Raw genomic sequence first — 18,534 nt, 5'->3', positions numbered from 1 at the left:
GCCTTGAGACGTGAAATGGCAAGTGCCGCCGGCGCCACCTTCACCGTATTGTTCAGCATCTGCGTCACCTGGACCCTGATCACCGTCCTCGGCATGGCCGCCGGCGGCAAGGTGGCCTCCGGCGACGTGCTCGCGCTGATCGCCTTCGCAGCCTTGAATTATCTGCCAACTCTTGTGATCCTCACCAGCTTTATTTCGGTGCTGATGGTCGTCACGCGCACCTATCGCGATTCCGAGATGGTGGTGTGGTTCGCCTCCGGCCTGAGCCTGACCCGGTGGATCGCGCCGGTGCTGGTCTTCGGCCTGCCGCTGGTGCTGGCCACCGCGGCCCTGAGCTTCATCGCCACGCCGTGGGCCAAGCAGAAAAGCTCGGAGTACGTGGAGCGCTTCGAAAAGCGCGAGGATTTGCAGAAGGTTTCGCCGGGCCAGTTCAAGGAATCGGCGTCGGCCAACCGCATCTTCTTCGTTGAGGGCGTGGCCGGCAAGAGCGCCGTGGTGCAGAACGTGTTCGTCAACACGATCGACGAACACGGCACCGCCGTCATCGTCGCGCGCGAGGGCGTGGTCAACACCGGCGCCAAGGGCGAACGCTATCTGGTGCTCAAGAACGGCCGCCGCTACCAGGGCACGCCCGGCCAGTCGGACTTCCAGACCATGGAGTTCGAAAGCTACAGCATGCGCGTGACCAACCAGACCCAGGACCTGGAGTCCGAGCGCAATGTCGCCGCCGTGCCGATCATGGATCTGCTTAACGACGCCACGCCGGCCGGCCGCGCGGAGCTGTTGTGGCGCATCGCCTCGCCGGTCACCTGCCTGGTGCTGATACTGCTGGCGATTCCGCTGGGCTTTGTCAATCCGCGCGCGGGCAGCTCGGCCAACCTGATCATCGCGGTGCTGATCTTCTTCAGCTACAGCAATCTGGTCAAGCTGGTGGAGGCCAACGTCAAGCAGGGCAAATCGGTTTTCGCGCTGTCCTGGTGGCCGCTGCACCTGATTGTCATGCTGCTGGTGGTCGCGCTGTTCGCGTGGCGCCTCAATCTCAACCATCGTTACCATCCGCTGGCGTTGCTGGCGGCGCTGAAGCGCTCGCGCGCCGCTGACAAGAAAGCCGTATCGCCATGAAGATCCTGCAACGCTATTTCGCCGTCACGATTTTCCAGGCGGTGGCATTCCTGGTGGTCGCCCTCCTGGCGCTGCAGGCGTTCTTCGACCTGACGGGCGAGCTGCCGTCGGTCGGCAAGAACGGCTACACCATCCAGTACGCCTTCCTGTATGTGCTGGTGCGCCTGCCGGCCCACGTGTACGAGGTGATGCCGCTGGCGGCGCTGATCGGCACCATCTACACCATGGCGCAGTTCGCGGCGACGTCCGAGTTCACCATCATGCGCGCGGCCAGCATGTCGACCGGGATGGTGGGCTGGATGTTGGCCAAGATCGGCTTCGTGCTGGTGATCGTCACCTTCATCTTCGGCGAGCTGGTGGCGCCACGCACCGCGCCGCTGGCGGAGAAAATCAAGTTGAGCGCGCGCGGCGCCGCGATCTCGTCGGAGTTCCGCTCCGGGCTATGGACCAAGGACATCGTCAAGTCGGACGGCATGAGCGGGACCGTGACCGGCTCGCGCTTCTTCAACGTGCGCCAGGTGCAGCCGGATGGCACGCTGGTCGACGTCAAGCTGTACGAATTCGACACCAGCTTCCGATTGCGCTCGATCACGCTGGCCAAGATGGGCACCTTCAAGGGCAACAACAGCTGGCAGCTGTCGGACGTGACGGAAAATATCTTCACCAATCCAGCGCTGCTCAAGCCGGGCAGCGAGGCTAACCTGGCCAACAACTTCGCCCAGGACACCAGCTTGATCGAAACCCGCCACAGCGCCACCAAGGACCTGCTGTCCGAGGTCACGCCGAAGATCCTGTCGGTGGCCGGCTCGGACCCCGAGCGCATGTCGGCCAACGAGCTGGCCGTCTACACCCGCCACCTGCAGGAGAACAAGCAGGAGACGGAGCGCTTCAAGATCGCGTTCTGGAAAAAGCTGTTCGACCCGCTGGCCATCTTCGTGCTGATGGCGCTGGCGCTGCCGTTCGGCTACCTGCACACGCGCAGCGGCGGCGTGAGCTTGAAGATCTTTGTCGGTATCATGATCGGTGTCAGCTTCCAGCTGGTGAACTCCCTGTTCTCCCACCTGGGCATGCTGAGCGCCTTCCCGGCGATCGTCACGGCGATCGCGCCAAGTATATTATTCCTGCTGCTGGCCCTGGGGGCCTTGTGGTGGGTGGAGCGACATTAGCAATGACCAAGCAAGCCCTGATCCTTTTCGCGCACGGCGCCCGCGCCGCATCCTGGGCGGCGCCGTTCGAGCGGCTGCGCGAGTTGACGCAGGCGCGCACGCCCGGGGTGCGGGTGTCGCTGGCCTTCCTTGAGCTGATGACGCCTCAGCTGCCGGCGCTGGTGGCCGAGCTGACCGCCGAAGGCATCACGCAGATCACCGTGGTGCCGGTGTTCCTGGGGCAGGGCGGCCATGTGCTGCGCGACCTGCCGCTGATGATCGACCAGTTGCGCATCGATCATCCGCAAGTTGGCATCAACGTGGTGGAGGCGGCCGGCGAGAACGCCGCCGTGCTCAATGCGCTGGCCGATTATTGCGTGGACTCCCTGTCAGCGCAGGCGGCGCCAGACTGACAGCGGAATATGCCCGTCCGGCCTGGCCGGCACGTGGTAGCTGAGTTCATCCCCGTTCAATTCGTAGCTGCGCTTCTGCTGCGTTCCCTCCCAATTCGAAAAGGCCGCGCTGGCGATACTGAAGGTCAGCGTGCGCGCATCGCTGTCGACGGCGATGGTGCCGAAGTGCGTGCTCGATCCGAGAACGGCAGCCTCGAATTCGGCCGGCGTGCCGCTCTTCTTGTCGCCGCCGGCGAAGCGCGGCCGGCCGGAGCGGTAGATCTGCACGCTGTAGCGGCCCTGCCGGTCGATCATCATCAGGCCGGCGGGCGCTTCGCCATAGTCGCGCACACGCCTGCCGTCCGGCAGCAGCTGGTCGGCGGCGACCAGCGTCCAGGTGCCGGCCAGCGGACAGTCCGGCGCGGCGCCGGCGGCCTGTGTGGCCGGCACCCACATGACGAGGCAAAATAGTCGGTTCAGCAGTTTCATGGCGGTCTCCCTGGTGGCGATACGGTCACGATAGCGGCAAAACCATCCGAGCGAAATTGGCGAAATCCGCCCAATATGTGTGCATAATTGCACAATGAGCCAACCAGACTGGGACCACCTCCGCTACTTCCTTGCGCTGCACGACGCCGGCACGCTGAGCGGCGCCGCGCGTGCGGCCGGCGTCGAACACACCACCGTTGCCCGGCGCATCGACGCGCTTGAGGCGGCGTTGGCGGTGACGCTGTTCGACCGTTTTCCCAGGGGCTGGTCGCTGACGGCGGCCGGCAGGGCGCTGGTGCCGCACGCGCGCATGATGGAAGAGAGCCTGCACGGCCTGATGCGGGCGGCCAGCGGCGCCGCCCAGTTGAACGGCAAAGTGCGGGTATCGGCACCGCCGGCGCTGGCGGCCTACCTGCTGGCGCCGCGCCTGAAGCCTGCGTTAATGCGCCTGCCTGGCATCGAACTGGATTTGCGCGGCGAGTCGCGCGAGACGGACCTGATGCGGCGCGAATCGGACATCGCGCTGCGCTTCAGGCGCCCCGACGCTCCGGGGCTGGTGGTGCGGGCGCTGACGACGGTGGCGTATCGCCTGTATGCCAGCGCGGACTATCTGGCTGCGCGCACACCGGAGCAATGGGAGTTCGCCGGCTACGATGAGCTGATGCAGGACACGCCGCAGCAGCAATGGCTGGAGAAGATACGCGACGGGCGCCGCTACTGCCTGCGCTCCAACGACCTGGGCGCCTTGTACCAGGCCACGCTGGCCGGCTGCGGGGTCGCGGTGCTGCCCGAATATTTGTCCGCGATGCAGCGTGGCGGCCTGGTCGCCATCGACTCGCCGGCCTGCCCGGTCAGGCGCAAGCTCTGGATCGTCATGCATGAGGATGTGCGGCGTGCCGCGCCGGTGCGAGCGGTGGCCGACGAATTGATCGCGCTGTTTACTTCCTAGGTACGATTTTGATCTCGTACAGCTTGGGCCACAGCTTGCCGGTGACGAACAGGCGCTTTTTCTCGGCGTCCCAGGCGATGCCGTTCATGACGTTCTCGCCGTTGAGGCCTTTGCCGGCGGCCGGGTACAGCTTGCCCAGGTCTATCCAGCCGGTGATCTTGCCGCTGGCCGGGTCGATGCGGGCGATGGTGTTGGTGTGCCACAGGTTGGCGTAGATTTCGTCGCCCACCACTTCCAGCTCGTTGACCTGGTCGACCGGGATTCCGTCCGCCGTCACCTTCACGCGGCGCACTTCAAGAAAGGTCCTGGGGTCGAGGAAGCGCAGCGTGGCCGTGCCGTCGCTCATGATCAACTCCTTGCCGTTCTGCGTCAGGCCCCAGCCTTCGCCCGGGTAGGCGAACTGACCGCGCATCTCGAAGGTGGCGAGGTCGAACACGAAGCCGGTCTGCGTTTGCCAGGTCAGGCCGACCAAGGTGTCCTTCCATACCGTCAGCCCCTCGCCGAAGTACTGCGGCGGGATGTCCTTGGTCTTCAGGACCTTGCCGGTCTCCAGTTCTACCTTGCGGATCGACGATTTGCCATTCAGGCCGGTGCTCTCGTACAGGAATCCGTCGCGGTACAGCAGGCCTTCGGTGAAGGCTTGCGGATCGTGCGGATAGGTGTGGACGATCTTGAAGTCGTAGGTCGGAATGGCGGCGAAGGCGCCGGCGGCGGCCGGCATCAATGCGAGGAGGAGCAGGGTCTTGGCGCAGTTTGTTTTCACTATTCGGTCGCTGATGAGTTTTCGAGTTCGATCATGGCGTCGAGCGTCGTGCCGGGGGCGTCGAGTTCCGCCTGGACGCAGGCGCGCGCTTCGGGCGACTGCACCAGCGTCACCGCCTGTGCACGCGCCGCTTCCGCCGCAGCAGTATCGCCGCAGCCGGCCAGCAAGTCCAGTACCAGCGCCAGTTCGGTGACATAGTTGTACACCTCGGCCAGCAGCGCGTGCATGCCCTCGGTGGTGAGCACGTTCAGGCCGGCGCGCCGTTCGTTGAGCAGGGCGGCCGCCTGCGCCAGGTGCTGCTCCGGATGCGGGAAATGGTGCCTGGCCAGCGCGTAGTCGCCGCACACCATCAGCGACGGCAGCGCCGAGCGGGCGCATTGCGCGGCCAGCGCTTCCGGCAGTTGCTGGAACAGATGCCAGGTGTTTTGCAGGTCGCCCAGTTTGTCGTTGATGGCGCGGATGTCGTTGAACAGCGCGGCGGCGTCGACGTTGGCATTGGCATCGCCGGCTTGCGCCAGCAGGCGCCGGCTGTCGCGGTCGCGCAGCTCGACCAGCGCGTGGCGTGCCGGCAGGTGCTCTTCCGCCAGCTTGGCCCAGGCGCTCAGGATGTAGGAAAGGCGCAGCGACGCGCTGTCGGCATCGGCCGCGCTGGCGTCGAACAGCCAGATATAGTCGGCCAGCGCGCTATCGAAGGCGCCCTCGGAATGGGCCTTCCACGCGCGTTCCAGTACTTCTTGAACTTTGTCCATCGCTACCTCGGTTGGTGTGTATGGACATTCTATTACGGATCAGGCGCGCAGTTGCTCTGCAGCTGAAGGGAGTTGGGGGTGTTCGATGTTCTGGTGGGAGCGGGTGGTCATCGCTTCGCCCAGCATCACCAGCACGGGACCGTGGGCCGCGCCCAGGCCCTGCGCCAGCGAGGCGACGGTCAGGCGGCGGATCCGCTGGTCCGGACGGCTGCAGTTTTCGATGACAACCACCGGCGTATCGGGACGGCGGCCCTGCGCCAGCAGGCGTTCCGCCGTGGCGGTGGCTTCGCGGCCGCCCATGTACTGCACCAGCGTGTCGGTGTCCGGGATGGCGTCGTGCGTCGAGTGCTCCGGCGCGGTCGAGGAGGTGAAGAAGGCGACGCTGCGCGCCACGCCGCGTTTGGTCAGCGGCTGCTTGCTGGCCGCCGCCGCGGCCAGCGCGGTGGTGATGCCGGGGACGACTTCGACTTCGATGCCGGCTTCTTCAAGCGCGCGCAGTTCCTCGTCGGCGCGGCCGAACAGCATCGGGTCGCCGCCCTTGAGGCGCACCACCAGCGGGACCTTATGCGCGTAGTCCACCATCTGCTTGTTGATGAACTGCTGTGCGGTCGACAGTTGGCCGTAGCGTTTGCCGACCAGGATTTTTTCGGCTTGAGGGCACAGTTCCAGCATCTCCGCGGTCACGAGCGCGTCGTGCATCACCACGTCGGCTTGCGCCAGCAGGCGCGCGCCGCGCAGCGTGATCAGGTCCTGGGCGCCGGGGCCGGCGCCGATCAGGTAGACTTTTCCGCGGGATGCCATCTGGATTACTCGCCGAGACGGATCATGCCCGCCGCCACCGTCTGGTGCGTGACTTCATCGATCAGGATGAAGGCGCCGGTCGCGCGGATGTCGTCGTAGGCGTCGGCCGCCAGCGGCTGCTGCACGGTCAGGCCGATGCGGGCGATGTCGTTCAGCTTCAGGCCTTCGGCGCTGTGGCGCTGCTGCGTGTTGATGTCCAACAGCGAGTCGATGCCGGTGATCTTGGCCGAGGTCTGCTTGGTGCCGTGCTTGATCCAGTACTTGCGGCGCTGGTCCAGCGGCTCGTCGGACATCCAGCACACGTCCGCCTTCAGCTGCTTGAGCAGGGTGGCAGGTTGCGTCGCGCTGGCCAGCAAATCGCCGCGCGAGATGTCCAGGTATTCGTTCAGCAGCAGCGTGACCGATTGACCGACCACCGCCGACTGGTGCGAACCTTCCAGCGTGACGATGTCCTTGACGGTCGCGCTCTGGCCGGACGGCTGCACCACCAGCTTGTCGCCGACCGATACCTTGCCGGCTTCGATGCGGCCCATGTAGCCGCGGAAGTCGTTGGCTTCGTGGCCGTTGTGGCGCGCCACCAACTGCACCGGGAAGCGGAACGGCGCGTTGTGCGATTCTTCGTAGACGGAGAGCGATTCGAGCAGCTCGATCAGCGTCGGGCCCTTGTACCAGCTCAGTTTCTCGCTGGCGTCGACCACGTTGTCGCCGGTCAGGGCGGACAGCGGAATCGGCGTGATGTCCTTCAGGCCCAGGCTCGCGGCGAACTCGCCGTAGGCCTTGACGATGCGGTCGTAGATGGCTTGGTCGTAGTTCACCAGGTCCATCTTGTTGACGGCGACGATCACGTGCTCGATCTGCAGCAGGTGGGCGATGGTCGAGTGGCGCTTGGTCTGGATCAGCAGGTCCACGCCGCCGTCCTCGCGCAACTTCACTTTCGACACGTCGATCAGGATGATGACGGCGTCGGCGGTCGAAGCGCCGGTGACCATGTTGCGGGTGTACTGCTCGTGGCCCGGCGTGTCGGCGATGATGAACTTGCGCTTGGGCGTGGCGAAGTAGCGGTAGGCCACGTCGATGGTGATGCCTTGTTCGCGTTCGGCTTCCAGGCCGTCGGTCAGCAGCGACAGGTCGACCGCTTCGCCGACGGTGCGCTTGTGCTTGGAGCGCGACATGGCGTCCAGCTGGTCGGCGAAGATGCCTTTGCTGTCGAACAGCAGGCGGCCGATCAGCGTGGATTTGCCGTCGTCGACGGAACCGGCGGTGATGAAGCGCAGCAGGCCGCGTTCAGTCAGATTCTCATTCAGTGCGTTCATTTAGAAGTATCCTGCTTTTTTACGTTTTTCCATCGATGCTTCGGAGGTCTGGTCGTCCATCCGGGTGGCGCCGCGTTCGGTGATTTGCGTGACCGCGGTTTCGGCGATGATCTGCTCCACCGTGGCCGCATCCGACGACACCGGGCAGGTGCAGGAGATGTCGCCGACGGTGCGGAAGCGCACCACTTGGGTCTCGACGGTTTCGCCTTCGCGCGCCGGGGTCAGGTCGGTCAGCGGCACCAGCAGGCCGTTGCGCGGAATGACCTGGCGTTCATGGGCGAAGTAGATTGGCGGCAGCTCCAGCTTTTCGCGGGCGATGTACTGCCACACATCGAGCTCGGTCCAGTTCGAGATCGGGAACACGCGCATGTTCTCGCCCGGATGGACGCGGGTGTTATACAGGTCCCACAATTCCGGGCGCTGTGATTTGGGATCCCACTGGCCGAATTCGTCGCGGAAGGAGAAGATGCGTTCCTTGGCGCGGGCCTTCTCTTCGTCGCGGCGCGCGCCGCCGATGCAGGCGTCGAAGCCGTGTGCGGCAATGGTCTCCAGCAGCGTCACCGCCTGCGCGGCGTTGCGCGAATCGGTTTGCGGATTACGCAGGCGCACCGTGCCTTTTTTGATCGACTCTTCCACCGAGCCGACGATCAGGCGTTCGCCCAGTTCGGCCACGCGCTTGTCGCGGAAGGTGATGACTTCCTCGAAATTGTGGCCGGTATCGACGTGCACCAGCGGGAAGGGGAATTTGCCGGGACGGAAAGCCTTCTCCGCGATGCGCAGCAGGACCACCGAGTCCTTACCGCCCGAGAACAGCAGGGCGGGGTTGCTGCATTCGGCCGCCACTTCGCGCATGATGTGGATCGCTTCCGATTCCAGTGCGTCGAGGTGGCGCGAGTTCATTTGCGTTGCATGCGCGGCGGGGTTTTCAACAATAGCGTTCATGGACTATGCCTATTCTTTTGTGGGGCGCTTGCTAATCAAGCCGCCACGGATTTAATGCGTATCAGTTTGCCATCGACCATGTGCAGGCCGCATTCCTTCGAGTCCGGATTCTCCCACCACCAGCGGCCGGCGCGGACGTCTTCGCCCGGTTCGATGGCGCGCGTGCAGGGTGCGCAGCCGATCGATGGATAACCCTGGTCGTGCAGTGCATTGTAAGGCACGTTATTGTCGCGGATGTAGTTCCAGACGTCCTGCTCCGACCAGTCGGCCAGCGGATTAAACTTGGTCATGAAGTGGGCCGGATCGTCCTCCTCCACCATCAGCGAGGTGCGGGTGGCCGATTGCGCGCGGCGCTGGCCGGTCACCCATGCCTTGTTGCCGGCCAGGGCGCGCCCCAGCGGCTCGACCTTGCGGATGCGGCAGCACTCGCGGCGCATCTCGACGCTGTCGTAGAAGGCGTTCAAGCCATTCTGCGCGACGTAGGCGTCGACCGCTTCTGGCTGCGGCTTGTACAGCGCGATCTCGTAGCCGTCGTAGTGCTCCTTCACGCGGTCCAGCATGGCCAGCGTCTCGGGATGCAGGCGTCCGGTTTCGAGCGAGAAGATGCCGATATCCAGTTTGGATTTCAGGATCAAATCGGTCAGCACCATGTCTTCGGCCGCCAGGCTGGAGGCGAAGACCGCCGGGCTGTGGTCCTTGACGATGCGGTCCAGCGTGGCGCGGGTGTCCGCAATCAGCTTGTTCATGTCGCTCATCGCCGCTCCCTCAGATGCCGAAGCCGTCGTTATTGGTGCCGGCGCCGACGCCGACATTGCGGGCGTGGCGGCGGAACAGCGGCACCTTCTGGTCCACCGACGCCTGGTAGGTCTCCGAGAAATCGGACAGGCCTTTCAGCGCATCGTGGATGCTGCGGTCCGGACGCGTGGCGTAGGCGTTGAAGCCGACGCGCCGCATCGAGAACAGCTGGTCGCGCAGCACGTCGCCGATGGCGCGCAGTTCGCCGGTCCAGCCCAGGCGGGTGCGCAGGTTGTAGGCGATCGAGTAGCCGCGGCCATCGGTGAACTTAGGGAAGTCGACGGCGATCAGCGCGACCTTGGACAGGTCGTCCTTCAGCGCTTCCGGGCGCTCGTCGCTGGCGATCCAGACGCCGATCTCGCCGGCGGCGGCGCGCGCGGCCAGCAGCTCGCGCTGCACCAGCCAGAGGCTCAGCGGAACGATGAATTTACCCTCGGGGACGGCGACGGTGGCCGGGTCGTGCTTCGGCGCGCCGTCGACCGGTTCGGCCAGGCGCAGCACCTGCCAGTCGTCTTCGACGATTTCATGGCCCTTGATGATCAGGTTCTTCACTGCTTCAGACATATTCATCCTCTCCAACCAGGCGACCGGCTTCGACGATCGGCGTGGCGTACACAAATTCCTTGAACGGCGCGACGCCCAGGCGCTGCGCGCAGTCGGCGAACGACTCGCCTTCGTAGCGGTCGCGCACATACACCTGCAGCAGGCGGCCTATCACTTCCGGCATCTGCAGCGCGGAGAACGACGGTCCGATGATCTTGCCGATGGCGGCGTTGTTGCCCTGCGCGCCGCCGATCGACACTTGATACCATTCGCTGCCGTCCTTGTCGACCCCCAGCACGCCGATGCTGCCGACGTGGTGGTGGCCGCAGGCGTTGATGCAGCCGGAGATATTCAGTTCGATCTCGCCGATGTCGTGCTGGAAGTCGATATTGTCGAAGCGCTCCGCGATGGCGGCGGCGATCGGCAGCGATTTCGCGTTGGCCAGCGAGCAGAAGTCGCCGCCGGGGCAGCAGATCATGTCGGTCAGCAGGCCGATGTTCGGCGTGGCCAGGCCCTTGGCCTTGATCTGTTCCCACAGCGTGTACAACTGCGACTGCTCGACATCGGCCAGGATGATGTTCTGCTCGTGCGTGACGCGCAGTTCGCCGAAGCTGTAGCGGTCGGCCAGGTCGGCCATGAAGTCCATCTGCTCGGCGGTGGCGTCGCCCGGCGGCACGCCGGTCTTCTTCAGCGACAGCACCACGGCGGCGTAGCCGGGCTGCTTGTGCGGCTTGACGTTGCGGTTGACCCAGTTGGCGAAGGCCTTGTTGCCGGCGTGCGCCGCGACCACGTCGCTGTCGTCCAGCTGCTTGTACGCGGGCGGCTGGAAGTAGTCGATCACGCGCTGCATCTCTTCGACGGTCAGCGTTTCCGGGCCGTCCTTCAGGTCCGCCCATTCGGCTTCGACCTGGCGCGTGAATTCCTCGACGCCGATCGCCTTCAGCAGGATCTTGATGCGGGCCTTGTACTTGTTGTCGCGGCGGCCGTACTGGTTATACACGCGCATCACGGCTTCGGTGTAGGTCAGCAGGTGCTGCCATGGCAGGAAGTCGCGGATCACGCTGCCCAGGATGGGCGTGCGGCCCATGCCGCCGCCGGCCATGAACTTGAAGCCGATCTCGCCGGCGTCGTTGCGCACCACGGTCAGGCCGATGTCGTGCACGGCGATGGCGGCGCGGTCTTCGACGGCGCCGTTGATGGCGACCTTGAACTTGCGCGGCAGGGCGATGAATTCAGGGTGGAAGGTGGACCACTGGCGCAGCACCTCGGCGTACGGACGCGGATCGATGATCTCGTCGGCGGCCACGCCGGCGAACGGGTCGGAGGTGGTGTTGCGGATGCAGTTGCCCGAGGTCTGGATGGCGTGCATCTCCACCGAGGCCAGGTCGGTCAGGATGTCCGGGGTTTGTTCCAGCTCGATCCAGTTGAACTGGATATTCTGGCGCGTGGTGAAGTGGCCATAGCCACGGTCGTATTTGCGGGCGATCTGCGCGAACATGCGCATTTGCTTCGATGCCAGCAGGCCGTACGGCACGGCGATGCGCAGCATGTAGGCGTGGCGCTGCATGTACAGGCCGTTTTGCAGGCGCAGCGGCAGGAATTCGGCTTCGGTCAGCTCATCGGACAGGCGGCGGCGCACCTGGTCCCGGTACTGGGCGATGCGTTCGCGGACGATGAGATGGTCATATTGGTCGTATTGATACATATTCTTCCTAGATAGTCGCTTGCTAGAACCCCCAAACTAGCGCTAATAGTAATAAACTTCGTCTTTATTCCATACGACTTAGTCTTTATTTGCTTATATACGTATTGGGTATAAGCATGCACGTTAATAATTTATGATGGGCCTGGATCTGCAATGAACCTTCACCAACTGCGCTTCGTGCGCGAAGCTGTACGCCAGAACTACAACCTGACCGATGCCGCCAAGGCGCTGTTTACCTCGCAGCCCGGCGTTTCCAAGGCGATTATCGAACTGGAGGAGGAGCTGGGCGTCGATATCTTCACCCGGCACGGCAAGCGCATCCGCGGCCTGACGGAACCGGGGCGGCTGGTGCTGGAATCGGTAGAGCTCATTATGCAGGAGATCGACAGCCTCAAGCGCATCGGCAAGGAATATGCCGCCCAGGACAGCGGCAGTTTTACCATCGCCACCACACACACGCAGGCGCGCTACACGCTGCCGAAGGTGGTGCAGGCCTTCATGCTGAAGTTTCCCAAGGTAAGGTTGTCTTTGCTGCAAGGCAATCCCCAGCAGATCGCCGAGATGGTCCAGCGCGACCAGGCCGACCTGGCCATCGCCACCGAATCCATCGCCGGCGTGACTGGTTTGATAACTTTGCCGTGTTATCAATGGGAGCACGTGGTGGTGGTGTCGCCCGACCATCCCCTGCTTAAATCCCGCCAGATCACGCTGGAAGAAATTGCCGCATTCCCGATTATCACTTACGATGGCGCCTTTGCCGGCCGCAGCAAGATCGACCATGCCTTCTCCCTGCGCGGGCTGAAGCTGGACGTGCTGCTGGAAGCCATCGATGCCGACGTGATCAAGACTTATGTGGAGTTGGGCATGGGGATTGGTATCATAGCGGGCATGGCCTTCGACGCCGAGCGCGACAAGAACCTGCGCGCTATCCCTGTGGGCCACCTGTTCGGCATGAATGTGTCGCGGGTGGCGGTCAAGCAGGGGGCTTACCTGCGCAGCTATATCTACACCTTTATTGAACTGCTGACGCCTACGCTCAACCGCAAGTTGATCGAGCAGGCCATGAGCGGTGAAAAAGAACACTACGAACTGTAAATTAGAAAGTAAGACATGATTACCAATCAGTTGGCACAATTTTATGCCGTCAACGCCGACAACTACGACCAGGTCTACGCGCAGGAAGAGCGCTTCGACGATCTGGATGACTTGCAGGAAATGGTCGCCGAGCTGTTCCAGGGCCACAAGGTCCTGGAGCTGGCCTGCGGCACCGCTTACTGGACCGACCTGATCGCCGAAGTGGCGGAATCGGTGCATGCCACCGACCTGGTCCCGGAAATGATCGCGCTGGCCGAAACCCGTGGCTTGGACGAGGACGTGGTGACTTTCGGCGTGATGGACGCCTTCGACCTGCCGGACGGCCTGGAAGGCAAGTACACGGCGGTGTTCGCGGCCGGCCTGTGGGCGCACGTCAAGCGCGAAGACCAGGAAAAATACCTGAAGACGCTGCGCGCCAAGCTGGGCAAGGATGTGCTGCTGGTGCTGCTGGATGAGTCTTATGTCGATGGCAACAGCATGGTGTTCGCGCGCACCGACCTGGAAGGCAACACTTTCCAGATCCTGACCGCCGACGACGGCCAGCGCTACGAAGTGATGAAGAACTACCTGACCGACAGCACGCTGCGCAAGCGCTTCGCCACGTCGGCGCGGCAGATCCGCGTCGAGCGGCTGGAGTATTACTACCTGCTCAGTTGCAAGCTGAAATAAAGTCCCCTAAACCTAAAGTCCCCTAAAGCCGCCTCCAGCGGCTTTTTTTTATATTGATGCCGATTTACAACAAATGGTTGATGTCACATTGTTGAAGTAATTGATAGGCAAGATACGCCGCGTAGATTCATTACATGCAATTACTTCTTTCAACCTCAAGTAGAGAACATCAAGTGAAAAAACTTACTCTGGTAGCAATGATCATCGGCGGTTTCGCGGCTCAAGCACAAGCTCAATCGAATGTCACGATCTATGGCCTGGTCGATGCCGGCCTGGTCAGCGAGCGCGGCGGCGCCGCAGGCAGCGTGACCAAAGTCACCAGCGGTATCGGCGGCCAGTCCCGTCTGGGCTTCCGCGGCACAGAAGACCTGGGCAACGGCCTGTCGGCCATCTTCACCCTGGAAACCGGCGTGAAAGTGGATGACGGCGCCCTGGACAACTCCAATGGCGCGCTGTTCAACCGCCAGTCGTTCGTCGGCCTGAAGAGCAAGGACGCCGGCACCCTGACCATCGGCCGTCAATACACCATGCTGTACAACGCCATGAGCCAGGTCGCCGACCCGTTCGGCGCTGGTTACGCTGGTAGCATCAAGAATCTGTTCCCAGCCGCGGGCGCCAACACCCGCACCAGCAACGCCCTGGTGTACTCGACCCCGGTCATGGAAGGCTTCAGCGCCGACGGCCTGTATTCGCTGGGCGAGCAGGCTGGCAGCTCGACCGCCGGCCGCCAGTTCGGCTTCGGCCTGAACTACGCCAACGGTCCGCTGAACGCGCGCCTGGTGTACAACAACCGCAACAACGACACCGCCGCTGTTGGCGCGACCCCTGCCAAGCTGCAGGACACCGGCCGCAACACCCTGTTCGCGATCAACTACGACTTCCAGGTTGTCAAAGCCTTCTTCGCCTACGGCGCGGACAAGGGCGTGAACAGCGCGGCACTGCCGGTGGCCAATGCCTACGGCTACGCCGTGGCGCCTAAAGCCAGCATCGACAGCAACGACCTGCTGATCGGCGTGCAAGTGCCGGTCGCTCCGAGCGGCACCATCATGGCTTCGTACATCCGCAAGAACGACAAGACCGTCAACAACCAGGACGCCGACCAGTGGGCACTGGGCTACCTGTACTCGCTGTCGAAGCGTACCGGCATGTATGTCGCCTACGCCAAGATCAAGAACAAGAACGGCGCCGGCTACACCGTTGGTAACAACAACGAACCTGGTAGCGGCGACAAGGCCTTCAATGTCGGCATCCGTCACGCGTTCTAAGCGGGATCAGGCGGCGTTTTCCTGAGGCGGCAGCGGCAGCCGGATCGTGATCCGGGTGCCGCCGTCGCTGACGATGGAGATGTCGCCATGTAGTGCCCAGACGCGTTCGCGCATCCCGATCAGGCCGAAGGACGATGCCTTGTCCATATCCTTTTCGGCGATGCCGCGGCCGTCGTCGTGGATGGTGATTTTCAGCTGCCCGTCAACGCGGTACAGCGACAGCATGACCTTGCTCGCCTCGGCGTGGCGGGTGATGTTGGTCAGCGCTTCCTGCGCAATGCGGAAGATGGCCGTGCTGTAGGCGTCGTCCAGTATCAAGTCTTCTTCATTCGCGTCCAGCGTGCAGGCGATGCCGTAGCGCGCGACGAACTCCTGCCGCAGGCTCTCCAGCGCAAAATACAAGCCTCCCTCATCGAGCGCGCGCGGGCGCAAATTGCTGGCGATGCGCCGCAGCGACGTGATCGCCGACATCAGCAGCTCGTCCATGCCGGCCTGGAGTTTGCGGGCCGCCGCATCGTTGTTGTGCTGTTGTTGCAGCAGCGCCAGATCCACCCGCAGCGTCGCCAGCAGCTGGCCCAGGTCGTCGTGCAGCTCGCGGGCGATGTGCTTGCGTTCCTCTTCCCGTATCGTCTGCAGCGCGGCCGACAGCTCGCGCAGCTGCGAGTAGGATTGTTCCAGCTGCTCCTGCACCAGCTTGCGCTCGGTGATGTCGCGCAGGATGATGGTGTAGATGCGGTGGCCGTTTTCCGCCAGCGACGAGATCGAGCCCTCCAGCGGGAAGTGCTGGCCGCCGGCCCTGAGCCCGGTCACAGCGTAGTCGCTGGCGCGGCGGCCTTTCATGCGCAGCCGGATGCCGGTATTGCCGAAGTAGCGGGTGGAGGCCGGCTCGTTGCTCAGGCGCTGGTCGCGCGGGATGAATTGCTGCAACGGCGCCCCCTCCATCGCCTGTACCGTGGTGCCGAACATGGCGGCCGCCGAGGGATTGGCTTGCAGGATGCGCTGGCGATCGTCGGTGGAAATGATGGCGTCGTTGGCGTGCTGAATGATGCCGCGGCTGCGCTTGTGGGCCGTGGCCGTGCGCGCGCATTGCCAGCCCATGCGCCAGGACAGGCGGCTGGCGAGCGCGATGGCGCCCGTGAGTAACAGTAGTGATCGGGTTCGACCCATGCGCGCCTCCATGCGGCCGGCGGCCGCGTGGATTCACACTAAAGCAAGCGCGTGGCTAGGGTTTGATATGCCGCAGACGTACGGGACGTCGGCGGCGGTATTACATCTGCTTGAACAGGTGCAGGAAGCTGCGGCTCACTTCCAGCTTGTCCGGTTTGCCCTTGATCATGACCAGATGGCGGCCGCGGATGTCGCGCGTCACGCCCTCGATGGCGTTGACATTGACCAGCGTGGCGCGGTGGATCTGCCAGAACAGCGACGGGTCCAGCTCCTCGGCCAGGTCGCGCACCGGCTTGCGGATCAGCGCCTCGTAGCGTTCGGTCTGCACGCAGGTGTACTTTTCGTCCGAGCGGAAGAACAGGATTTCCTCGACCGGGATCATGCGCAGGTCTTGGCCGATGCTGGCCTGGATCCACTGCAGATAGGTCGGCTTGGGCGTGGCGATCTTTTCCGCCAGCTGCGACAGCATGGCCGTCACGCTGGCGTTGACGTCGGCGGCCGCGCCTGGCTTGCTCATGCGGGTCTTGAGACGGTCGACCGTGATCTGCAGGCGCTCCTGCTCGGGCGGTTTGAGCACGTAGTCGACCGCGCCGCGTTCGAAGGCTTCGACCGCGTAGGCGTCGTAGGCGGTCACGAACACGATGTGGCTCTTGTTGCCGATGACCGTGGCCGCTTCCATGCCGGTCTTGCCCGGCATGCGGATGTCGAGGAAGGTGAAGTCCGGCTTGAGTTGGTCGACCAGCTCGATCGCCTCGTCGCCATTCTTGGCTTCGCCAATGATCTCCAGCTCGGGCCAGACCTGGCCCAGGCGCATGCGCAGTTGGTCGCGCATCAAACGTTCGTCGTCGGCAATAATTGCTGTAGGCATGGGTGTGTTCTGCAATGTTAATTATTTAAACAATTAATTATTCAACGAATCGCTGTAATAATCAATCGATCTTATTTGGACAGCTGGTACGGGACTTCGATCGTGGCGATGACGCCGCTTGGGCTGTTGGCGGCGATCAGCAACTGGCCCTGGTCGCCGTGCAGCAGTTTCAGGCGTTCGCGGATGGTCATCAGGCCCAGGCCGGTGCCGTCGCTGGGCACGGCGCCGAAGCCGAGGCCGTTGTCGGTGACGATCACGCGCAGCTTGTTATGGGCCACGTCGGCGCGTACTTTCAGCGTGCCGCCCTCGGGTTTGGCTTCGAGGCCGTGCTTGATGGCGTTTTCCACCATCGACTGCAGCATCATCGGCGGGAAGGCGGCAGTGCGCAGGCCGTCGGGGATGTCGAAGTCGACGGTCAGGCGCTCTTCCATGCGCATTTTCAGCAGGTTCAGGTAGGCCACCACCATGTCGGCTTCGCGGCCCAGGTTGGTGATCAGGGCGTTGTCGCGCATTTGAGGCAGCACCGCGCGCAGGTATTTGATCAGGCTGCGCTGCATGGCCGAGGCGCGCGGCGGGTCGGTTTCGATCAGGTGCTCGACCGAGGCCAGGGTGTTGAACAGGAAATGCGGTTCGACCTGGGCTTGCATCATTTGCATCTTCGCTTCGCTGAGCTGGCGCTGCATGGATTCGCGTTCGACGGCGGCGTTGGCGGTCAGGGTCTCGGCCTCGGCGCGTTTTTTGCCGCCCATCAGCGCCTTGGTGCCGAACAGCGCGAGCACCAGCAGGGAGACGAAGCTCTTGAACCAGGTCGAGGCTTGGCGGTGGTAGCGGGTCACTTTTTGCTCGGCGGCATCGTCGACCGCTTCTTCGATGGCGTTCGACAGCTCTTCGCCGATCTGCGGCGGCAGGTCGATGTGGACTTCCTCGCCCGGCAGGGTGGGCAGGGCAGGAACGGATGCGGCGCCTGGCTTGCCCACTTTAGCGGCCGGGGCCGGAGGTGCCGGCGGCGCGGCGGGCGCCGCGTCGGCGGGTTCGGCCGGAGGGGCTACCGGCGGCATGTGGGGCGAATTACTGTCTTCGTTGCTGGAATCGGAGGAATCGTTTTTATCGGACTTGTCGGTATCCTTGTTGCGGATCTTGCCGCGCGGGTTGAAGTGGATGCCGCTGTCGTCGATGAGGATATTGGTGTCGCCGTTCTTGCGCTTGGGATGCTTGTCGTTCTTGATCACGACTTCTTCGTCCGGGCTGGACGAGAACAGCTCGTCCTGCAGGATGGAGCCGGCGATCAGCGTTAGCACCGCGAACACCAGGAACTTCCACCACGACAGTTGAGTAACCCAGGTAGCGGTCGCATCGAAACCGCGGTGCAGCCATGCGCCGGCGGTTTTCAGGGTGTCTTGGGTTTTAGGCATCGGAAACATGTGAGGCTTTCGTTCTATGAATTGTCATGCAAGCGGCAAGTGTAGCTTAGCGAACAACTGTTATTGGACAAAGCTATTGGGATGATGCAACTGTAAGGGATTGTGGGCATGGCAGCCAATGCCATGCGACAGTCTGCAGAATAACGGGGATGGGAGGCGGAGATAGGGGAAGGGCGGCCACGCGTTGCGGCGCAGCACTTGCGGAATTCATTTCCGTTTGCTATAGTTCTCCCCCTCGCAGAACACAGCACATGTTGCTGAGTGATGTGAGGAGAAAAAGAAGGGGTTGACGAAACGGTCTAAACGCTTCATACTCTTTCTTCTTCGCTGACGGACACAAC

At 63.3% G+C, this 18,534-nt stretch carries 19 protein-coding genes; 7 read left to right on the top strand and 12 right to left on the bottom strand.

Features of this window, described 5'->3' with window-relative positions:
* Positions 1-15 precede the first annotated feature (15 nt).
* Genes lptF through ACUJB0_RS30925 form a run of 3 tightly spaced genes read left to right on the top strand, consistent with a single transcriptional unit; the run spans position 16 to position 2,680 of the window.
* Positions 16-1,122, top strand: coding sequence for an LPS export ABC transporter permease LptF (gene lptF, locus ACUJB0_RS30935; protein WP_444848615.1), 1,107 nt, complete (start codon positions 16-18; stop codon positions 1,120-1,122).
* Positions 1,119-2,288 (top strand): LPS export ABC transporter permease LptG, encoded by a 1,170-nt coding sequence (lptG, locus tag ACUJB0_RS30930; protein ID WP_161085304.1) that lies wholly within the window; start codon positions 1,119-1,121, stop codon positions 2,286-2,288. The genes lptF and lptG overlap by 4 nt, the downstream gene beginning before the upstream one ends.
* Positions 2,289-2,290: 2 nt before the next feature.
* Positions 2,291-2,680 carry a sirohydrochlorin chelatase gene (locus ACUJB0_RS30925; protein ID WP_444848614.1) on the top strand — a complete coding sequence of 130 codons (390 nt, stop codon included), beginning with the start codon at positions 2,291-2,293 and terminating at the stop codon, positions 2,678-2,680.
* Here ACUJB0_RS30925 and ACUJB0_RS30920 read toward each other — a convergent pair.
* The gene (locus tag ACUJB0_RS30920; protein WP_444848613.1) at positions 2,657-3,148 is read right to left on the bottom strand and encodes a lipocalin-like domain-containing protein; all 492 of its coding nucleotides are present in this window, start codon (positions 3,146-3,148) and stop codon (positions 2,657-2,659) included. The genes ACUJB0_RS30925 and ACUJB0_RS30920 overlap by 24 nt on opposite strands.
* A gap of 94 nt (positions 3,149-3,242) precedes the next feature.
* Between ACUJB0_RS30920 and ACUJB0_RS30915 the strand changes: the two genes are divergently transcribed.
* Complete coding sequence (locus ACUJB0_RS30915; protein ID WP_444848612.1) at positions 3,243-4,097, top strand: LysR family transcriptional regulator; 855 nt, start codon at positions 3,243-3,245, stop codon at positions 4,095-4,097.
* On the opposite strand, the gene ACUJB0_RS30910 is transcribed toward ACUJB0_RS30915, so the two are convergent.
* From ACUJB0_RS30910 to ACUJB0_RS30875, 8 genes are read right to left on the bottom strand one after another with little or no spacing between them, the layout of a single operon-like run.
* Complete coding sequence (locus ACUJB0_RS30910; RefSeq protein ID WP_444848611.1) at positions 4,087-4,860, bottom strand: glutaminyl-peptide cyclotransferase; 774 nt, start codon at positions 4,858-4,860, stop codon at positions 4,087-4,089. The two genes, ACUJB0_RS30915 and ACUJB0_RS30910, sit on opposite strands and share 11 nt — an antisense overlap.
* On the bottom strand, positions 4,860-5,609 hold the full coding sequence (locus tag ACUJB0_RS30905) for a hypothetical protein (protein WP_444848610.1): 750 nt from the start codon (positions 5,607-5,609) through the stop codon (positions 4,860-4,862). The genes ACUJB0_RS30910 and ACUJB0_RS30905 overlap by 1 nt, the downstream gene beginning before the upstream one ends.
* Positions 5,610-5,648: 39 nt before the next feature.
* Positions 5,649-6,410, bottom strand: a complete 762-nt coding sequence (cobA, locus tag ACUJB0_RS30900; RefSeq protein ID WP_444848609.1) for a uroporphyrinogen-III C-methyltransferase — start codon at positions 6,408-6,410, stop codon at positions 5,649-5,651.
* 5 nt (positions 6,411-6,415) lie between these two features.
* A complete protein-coding gene (locus tag ACUJB0_RS30895; protein ID WP_444848608.1) occupies positions 6,416-7,723 on the bottom strand; it encodes a sulfate adenylyltransferase subunit 1 in 1,308 nt (435 codons plus the stop codon).
* Positions 7,724-8,665, bottom strand: a complete 942-nt coding sequence (cysD, locus tag ACUJB0_RS30890; RefSeq protein WP_161085297.1) for a sulfate adenylyltransferase subunit CysD — start codon at positions 8,663-8,665, stop codon at positions 7,724-7,726.
* A gap of 35 nt (positions 8,666-8,700) precedes the next feature.
* Positions 8,701-9,420, bottom strand: coding sequence for a phosphoadenylyl-sulfate reductase (locus ACUJB0_RS30885; RefSeq protein WP_117014593.1), 720 nt, complete (start codon positions 9,418-9,420; stop codon positions 8,701-8,703).
* A 10-nt stretch (positions 9,421-9,430) separates the two neighbouring features.
* Entirely contained in the window at positions 9,431-10,024 is a 594-nt protein-coding gene (locus tag ACUJB0_RS30880; protein ID WP_444848607.1) for a DUF934 domain-containing protein, read from the bottom strand.
* Entirely contained in the window at positions 10,017-11,708 is a 1,692-nt protein-coding gene (locus tag ACUJB0_RS30875; RefSeq protein ID WP_161091559.1) for a nitrite/sulfite reductase, read from the bottom strand. Before ACUJB0_RS30875 ends, ACUJB0_RS30880 begins: the two co-directional genes overlap by 8 nt.
* Before the next feature lie 153 nt (positions 11,709-11,861).
* Here ACUJB0_RS30875 and ACUJB0_RS30870 point away from each other — a divergent pair, with 153 nt between their 5' ends.
* The 3 genes from ACUJB0_RS30870 to ACUJB0_RS30860 all read left to right on the top strand — a co-directional run bounded on the left by ACUJB0_RS30870 (position 11,862) and on the right by ACUJB0_RS30860 (position 14,737).
* A complete protein-coding gene (locus ACUJB0_RS30870) occupies positions 11,862-12,803 on the top strand; it encodes a CysB family HTH-type transcriptional regulator (protein WP_444848606.1) in 942 nt (313 codons plus the stop codon).
* A gap of 15 nt (positions 12,804-12,818) precedes the next feature.
* On the top strand, positions 12,819-13,472 hold the full coding sequence (locus ACUJB0_RS30865) for a class I SAM-dependent methyltransferase (protein ID WP_444848605.1): 654 nt from the start codon (positions 12,819-12,821) through the stop codon (positions 13,470-13,472).
* 173 nt (positions 13,473-13,645) lie between these two features.
* On the top strand, positions 13,646-14,737 hold the full coding sequence (locus ACUJB0_RS30860; RefSeq protein WP_506737539.1) for a porin: 1,092 nt from the start codon (positions 13,646-13,648) through the stop codon (positions 14,735-14,737).
* Between the two features lie 6 nt (positions 14,738-14,743).
* On the opposite strand, the gene ACUJB0_RS30855 is transcribed toward ACUJB0_RS30860, so the two are convergent.
* The 3 genes from ACUJB0_RS30855 to ACUJB0_RS30845 all read right to left on the bottom strand — a co-directional run bounded on the left by ACUJB0_RS30855 (position 14,744) and on the right by ACUJB0_RS30845 (position 18,193).
* Complete coding sequence (locus tag ACUJB0_RS30855; RefSeq protein WP_444848604.1) at positions 14,744-15,904, bottom strand: sensor histidine kinase; 1,161 nt, start codon at positions 15,902-15,904, stop codon at positions 14,744-14,746.
* Between the two features lie 100 nt (positions 15,905-16,004).
* Positions 16,005-16,772 carry a LytR/AlgR family response regulator transcription factor gene (locus ACUJB0_RS30850; RefSeq protein ID WP_444848603.1) on the bottom strand — a complete coding sequence of 256 codons (768 nt, stop codon included), beginning with the start codon at positions 16,770-16,772 and terminating at the stop codon, positions 16,005-16,007.
* Between the two features lie 71 nt (positions 16,773-16,843).
* Entirely contained in the window at positions 16,844-18,193 is a 1,350-nt protein-coding gene (locus ACUJB0_RS30845) for a sensor histidine kinase (protein ID WP_444848602.1), read from the bottom strand.
* Between the last annotated feature and the right edge of the window lie 341 nt (positions 18,194-18,534).

Source organism: Duganella caerulea (assembly GCF_040362985.1).
Taxonomy (GTDB): Bacteria; Pseudomonadota; Gammaproteobacteria; order Burkholderiales; family Burkholderiaceae_D; genus Rugamonas; species Rugamonas vulcania.
Note: the sequence above shows the minus strand (reverse complement) of the source record. Positions and strands in the feature narration are given on the sequence as shown.

Excerpts from the sequence above, each read along its gene's own strand:
- lptF (WP_444848615.1), top strand. The coding sequence starts at position 16 with ATGGCAAGTGCCGCCGGCGCCACCTTCACCGTATTGTTCAGCATCTGC.
- lptG (WP_161085304.1), top strand. The coding sequence starts at position 1,119 with ATGAAGATCCTGCAACGCTATTTCGCCGTCACGATTTTCCAGGCGGTG.
- ACUJB0_RS30925 (WP_444848614.1), top strand. The coding sequence starts at position 2,291 with ATGACCAAGCAAGCCCTGATCCTTTTCGCGCACGGCGCCCGCGCCGCA.
- ACUJB0_RS30920 (WP_444848613.1), bottom strand. The coding sequence starts at position 3,148 with ATGAAACTGCTGAACCGACTATTTTGCCTCGTCATGTGGGTGCCGGCC.
- ACUJB0_RS30915 (WP_444848612.1), top strand. The coding sequence starts at position 3,243 with ATGAGCCAACCAGACTGGGACCACCTCCGCTACTTCCTTGCGCTGCAC.
- ACUJB0_RS30905 (WP_444848610.1), bottom strand. The coding sequence starts at position 5,609 with ATGGACAAAGTTCAAGAAGTACTGGAACGCGCGTGGAAGGCCCATTCC.
- cobA (WP_444848609.1), bottom strand. The coding sequence starts at position 6,410 with ATGGCATCCCGCGGAAAAGTCTACCTGATCGGCGCCGGCCCCGGCGCC.
- ACUJB0_RS30895 (WP_444848608.1), bottom strand. The coding sequence starts at position 7,723 with ATGAACGCACTGAATGAGAATCTGACTGAACGCGGCCTGCTGCGCTTC.
- cysD (WP_161085297.1), bottom strand. The coding sequence starts at position 8,665 with ATGAACGCTATTGTTGAAAACCCCGCCGCGCATGCAACGCAAATGAAC.
- ACUJB0_RS30885 (WP_117014593.1), bottom strand. The coding sequence starts at position 9,420 with ATGAGCGACATGAACAAGCTGATTGCGGACACCCGCGCCACGCTGGAC.
- ACUJB0_RS30880 (WP_444848607.1), bottom strand. The coding sequence starts at position 10,024 with ATGTCTGAAGCAGTGAAGAACCTGATCATCAAGGGCCATGAAATCGTC.
- ACUJB0_RS30875 (WP_161091559.1), bottom strand. The coding sequence starts at position 11,708 with ATGTATCAATACGACCAATATGACCATCTCATCGTCCGCGAACGCATC.
- ACUJB0_RS30870 (WP_444848606.1), top strand. The coding sequence starts at position 11,862 with ATGAACCTTCACCAACTGCGCTTCGTGCGCGAAGCTGTACGCCAGAAC.
- ACUJB0_RS30865 (WP_444848605.1), top strand. The coding sequence starts at position 12,819 with ATGATTACCAATCAGTTGGCACAATTTTATGCCGTCAACGCCGACAAC.
- ACUJB0_RS30855 (WP_444848604.1), bottom strand. The coding sequence starts at position 15,904 with ATGGGTCGAACCCGATCACTACTGTTACTCACGGGCGCCATCGCGCTC.
- ACUJB0_RS30850 (WP_444848603.1), bottom strand. The coding sequence starts at position 16,772 with ATGCCTACAGCAATTATTGCCGACGACGAACGTTTGATGCGCGACCAA.
- ACUJB0_RS30845 (WP_444848602.1), bottom strand. The coding sequence starts at position 18,193 with ATGTTTCCGATGCCTAAAACCCAAGACACCCTGAAAACCGCCGGCGCA.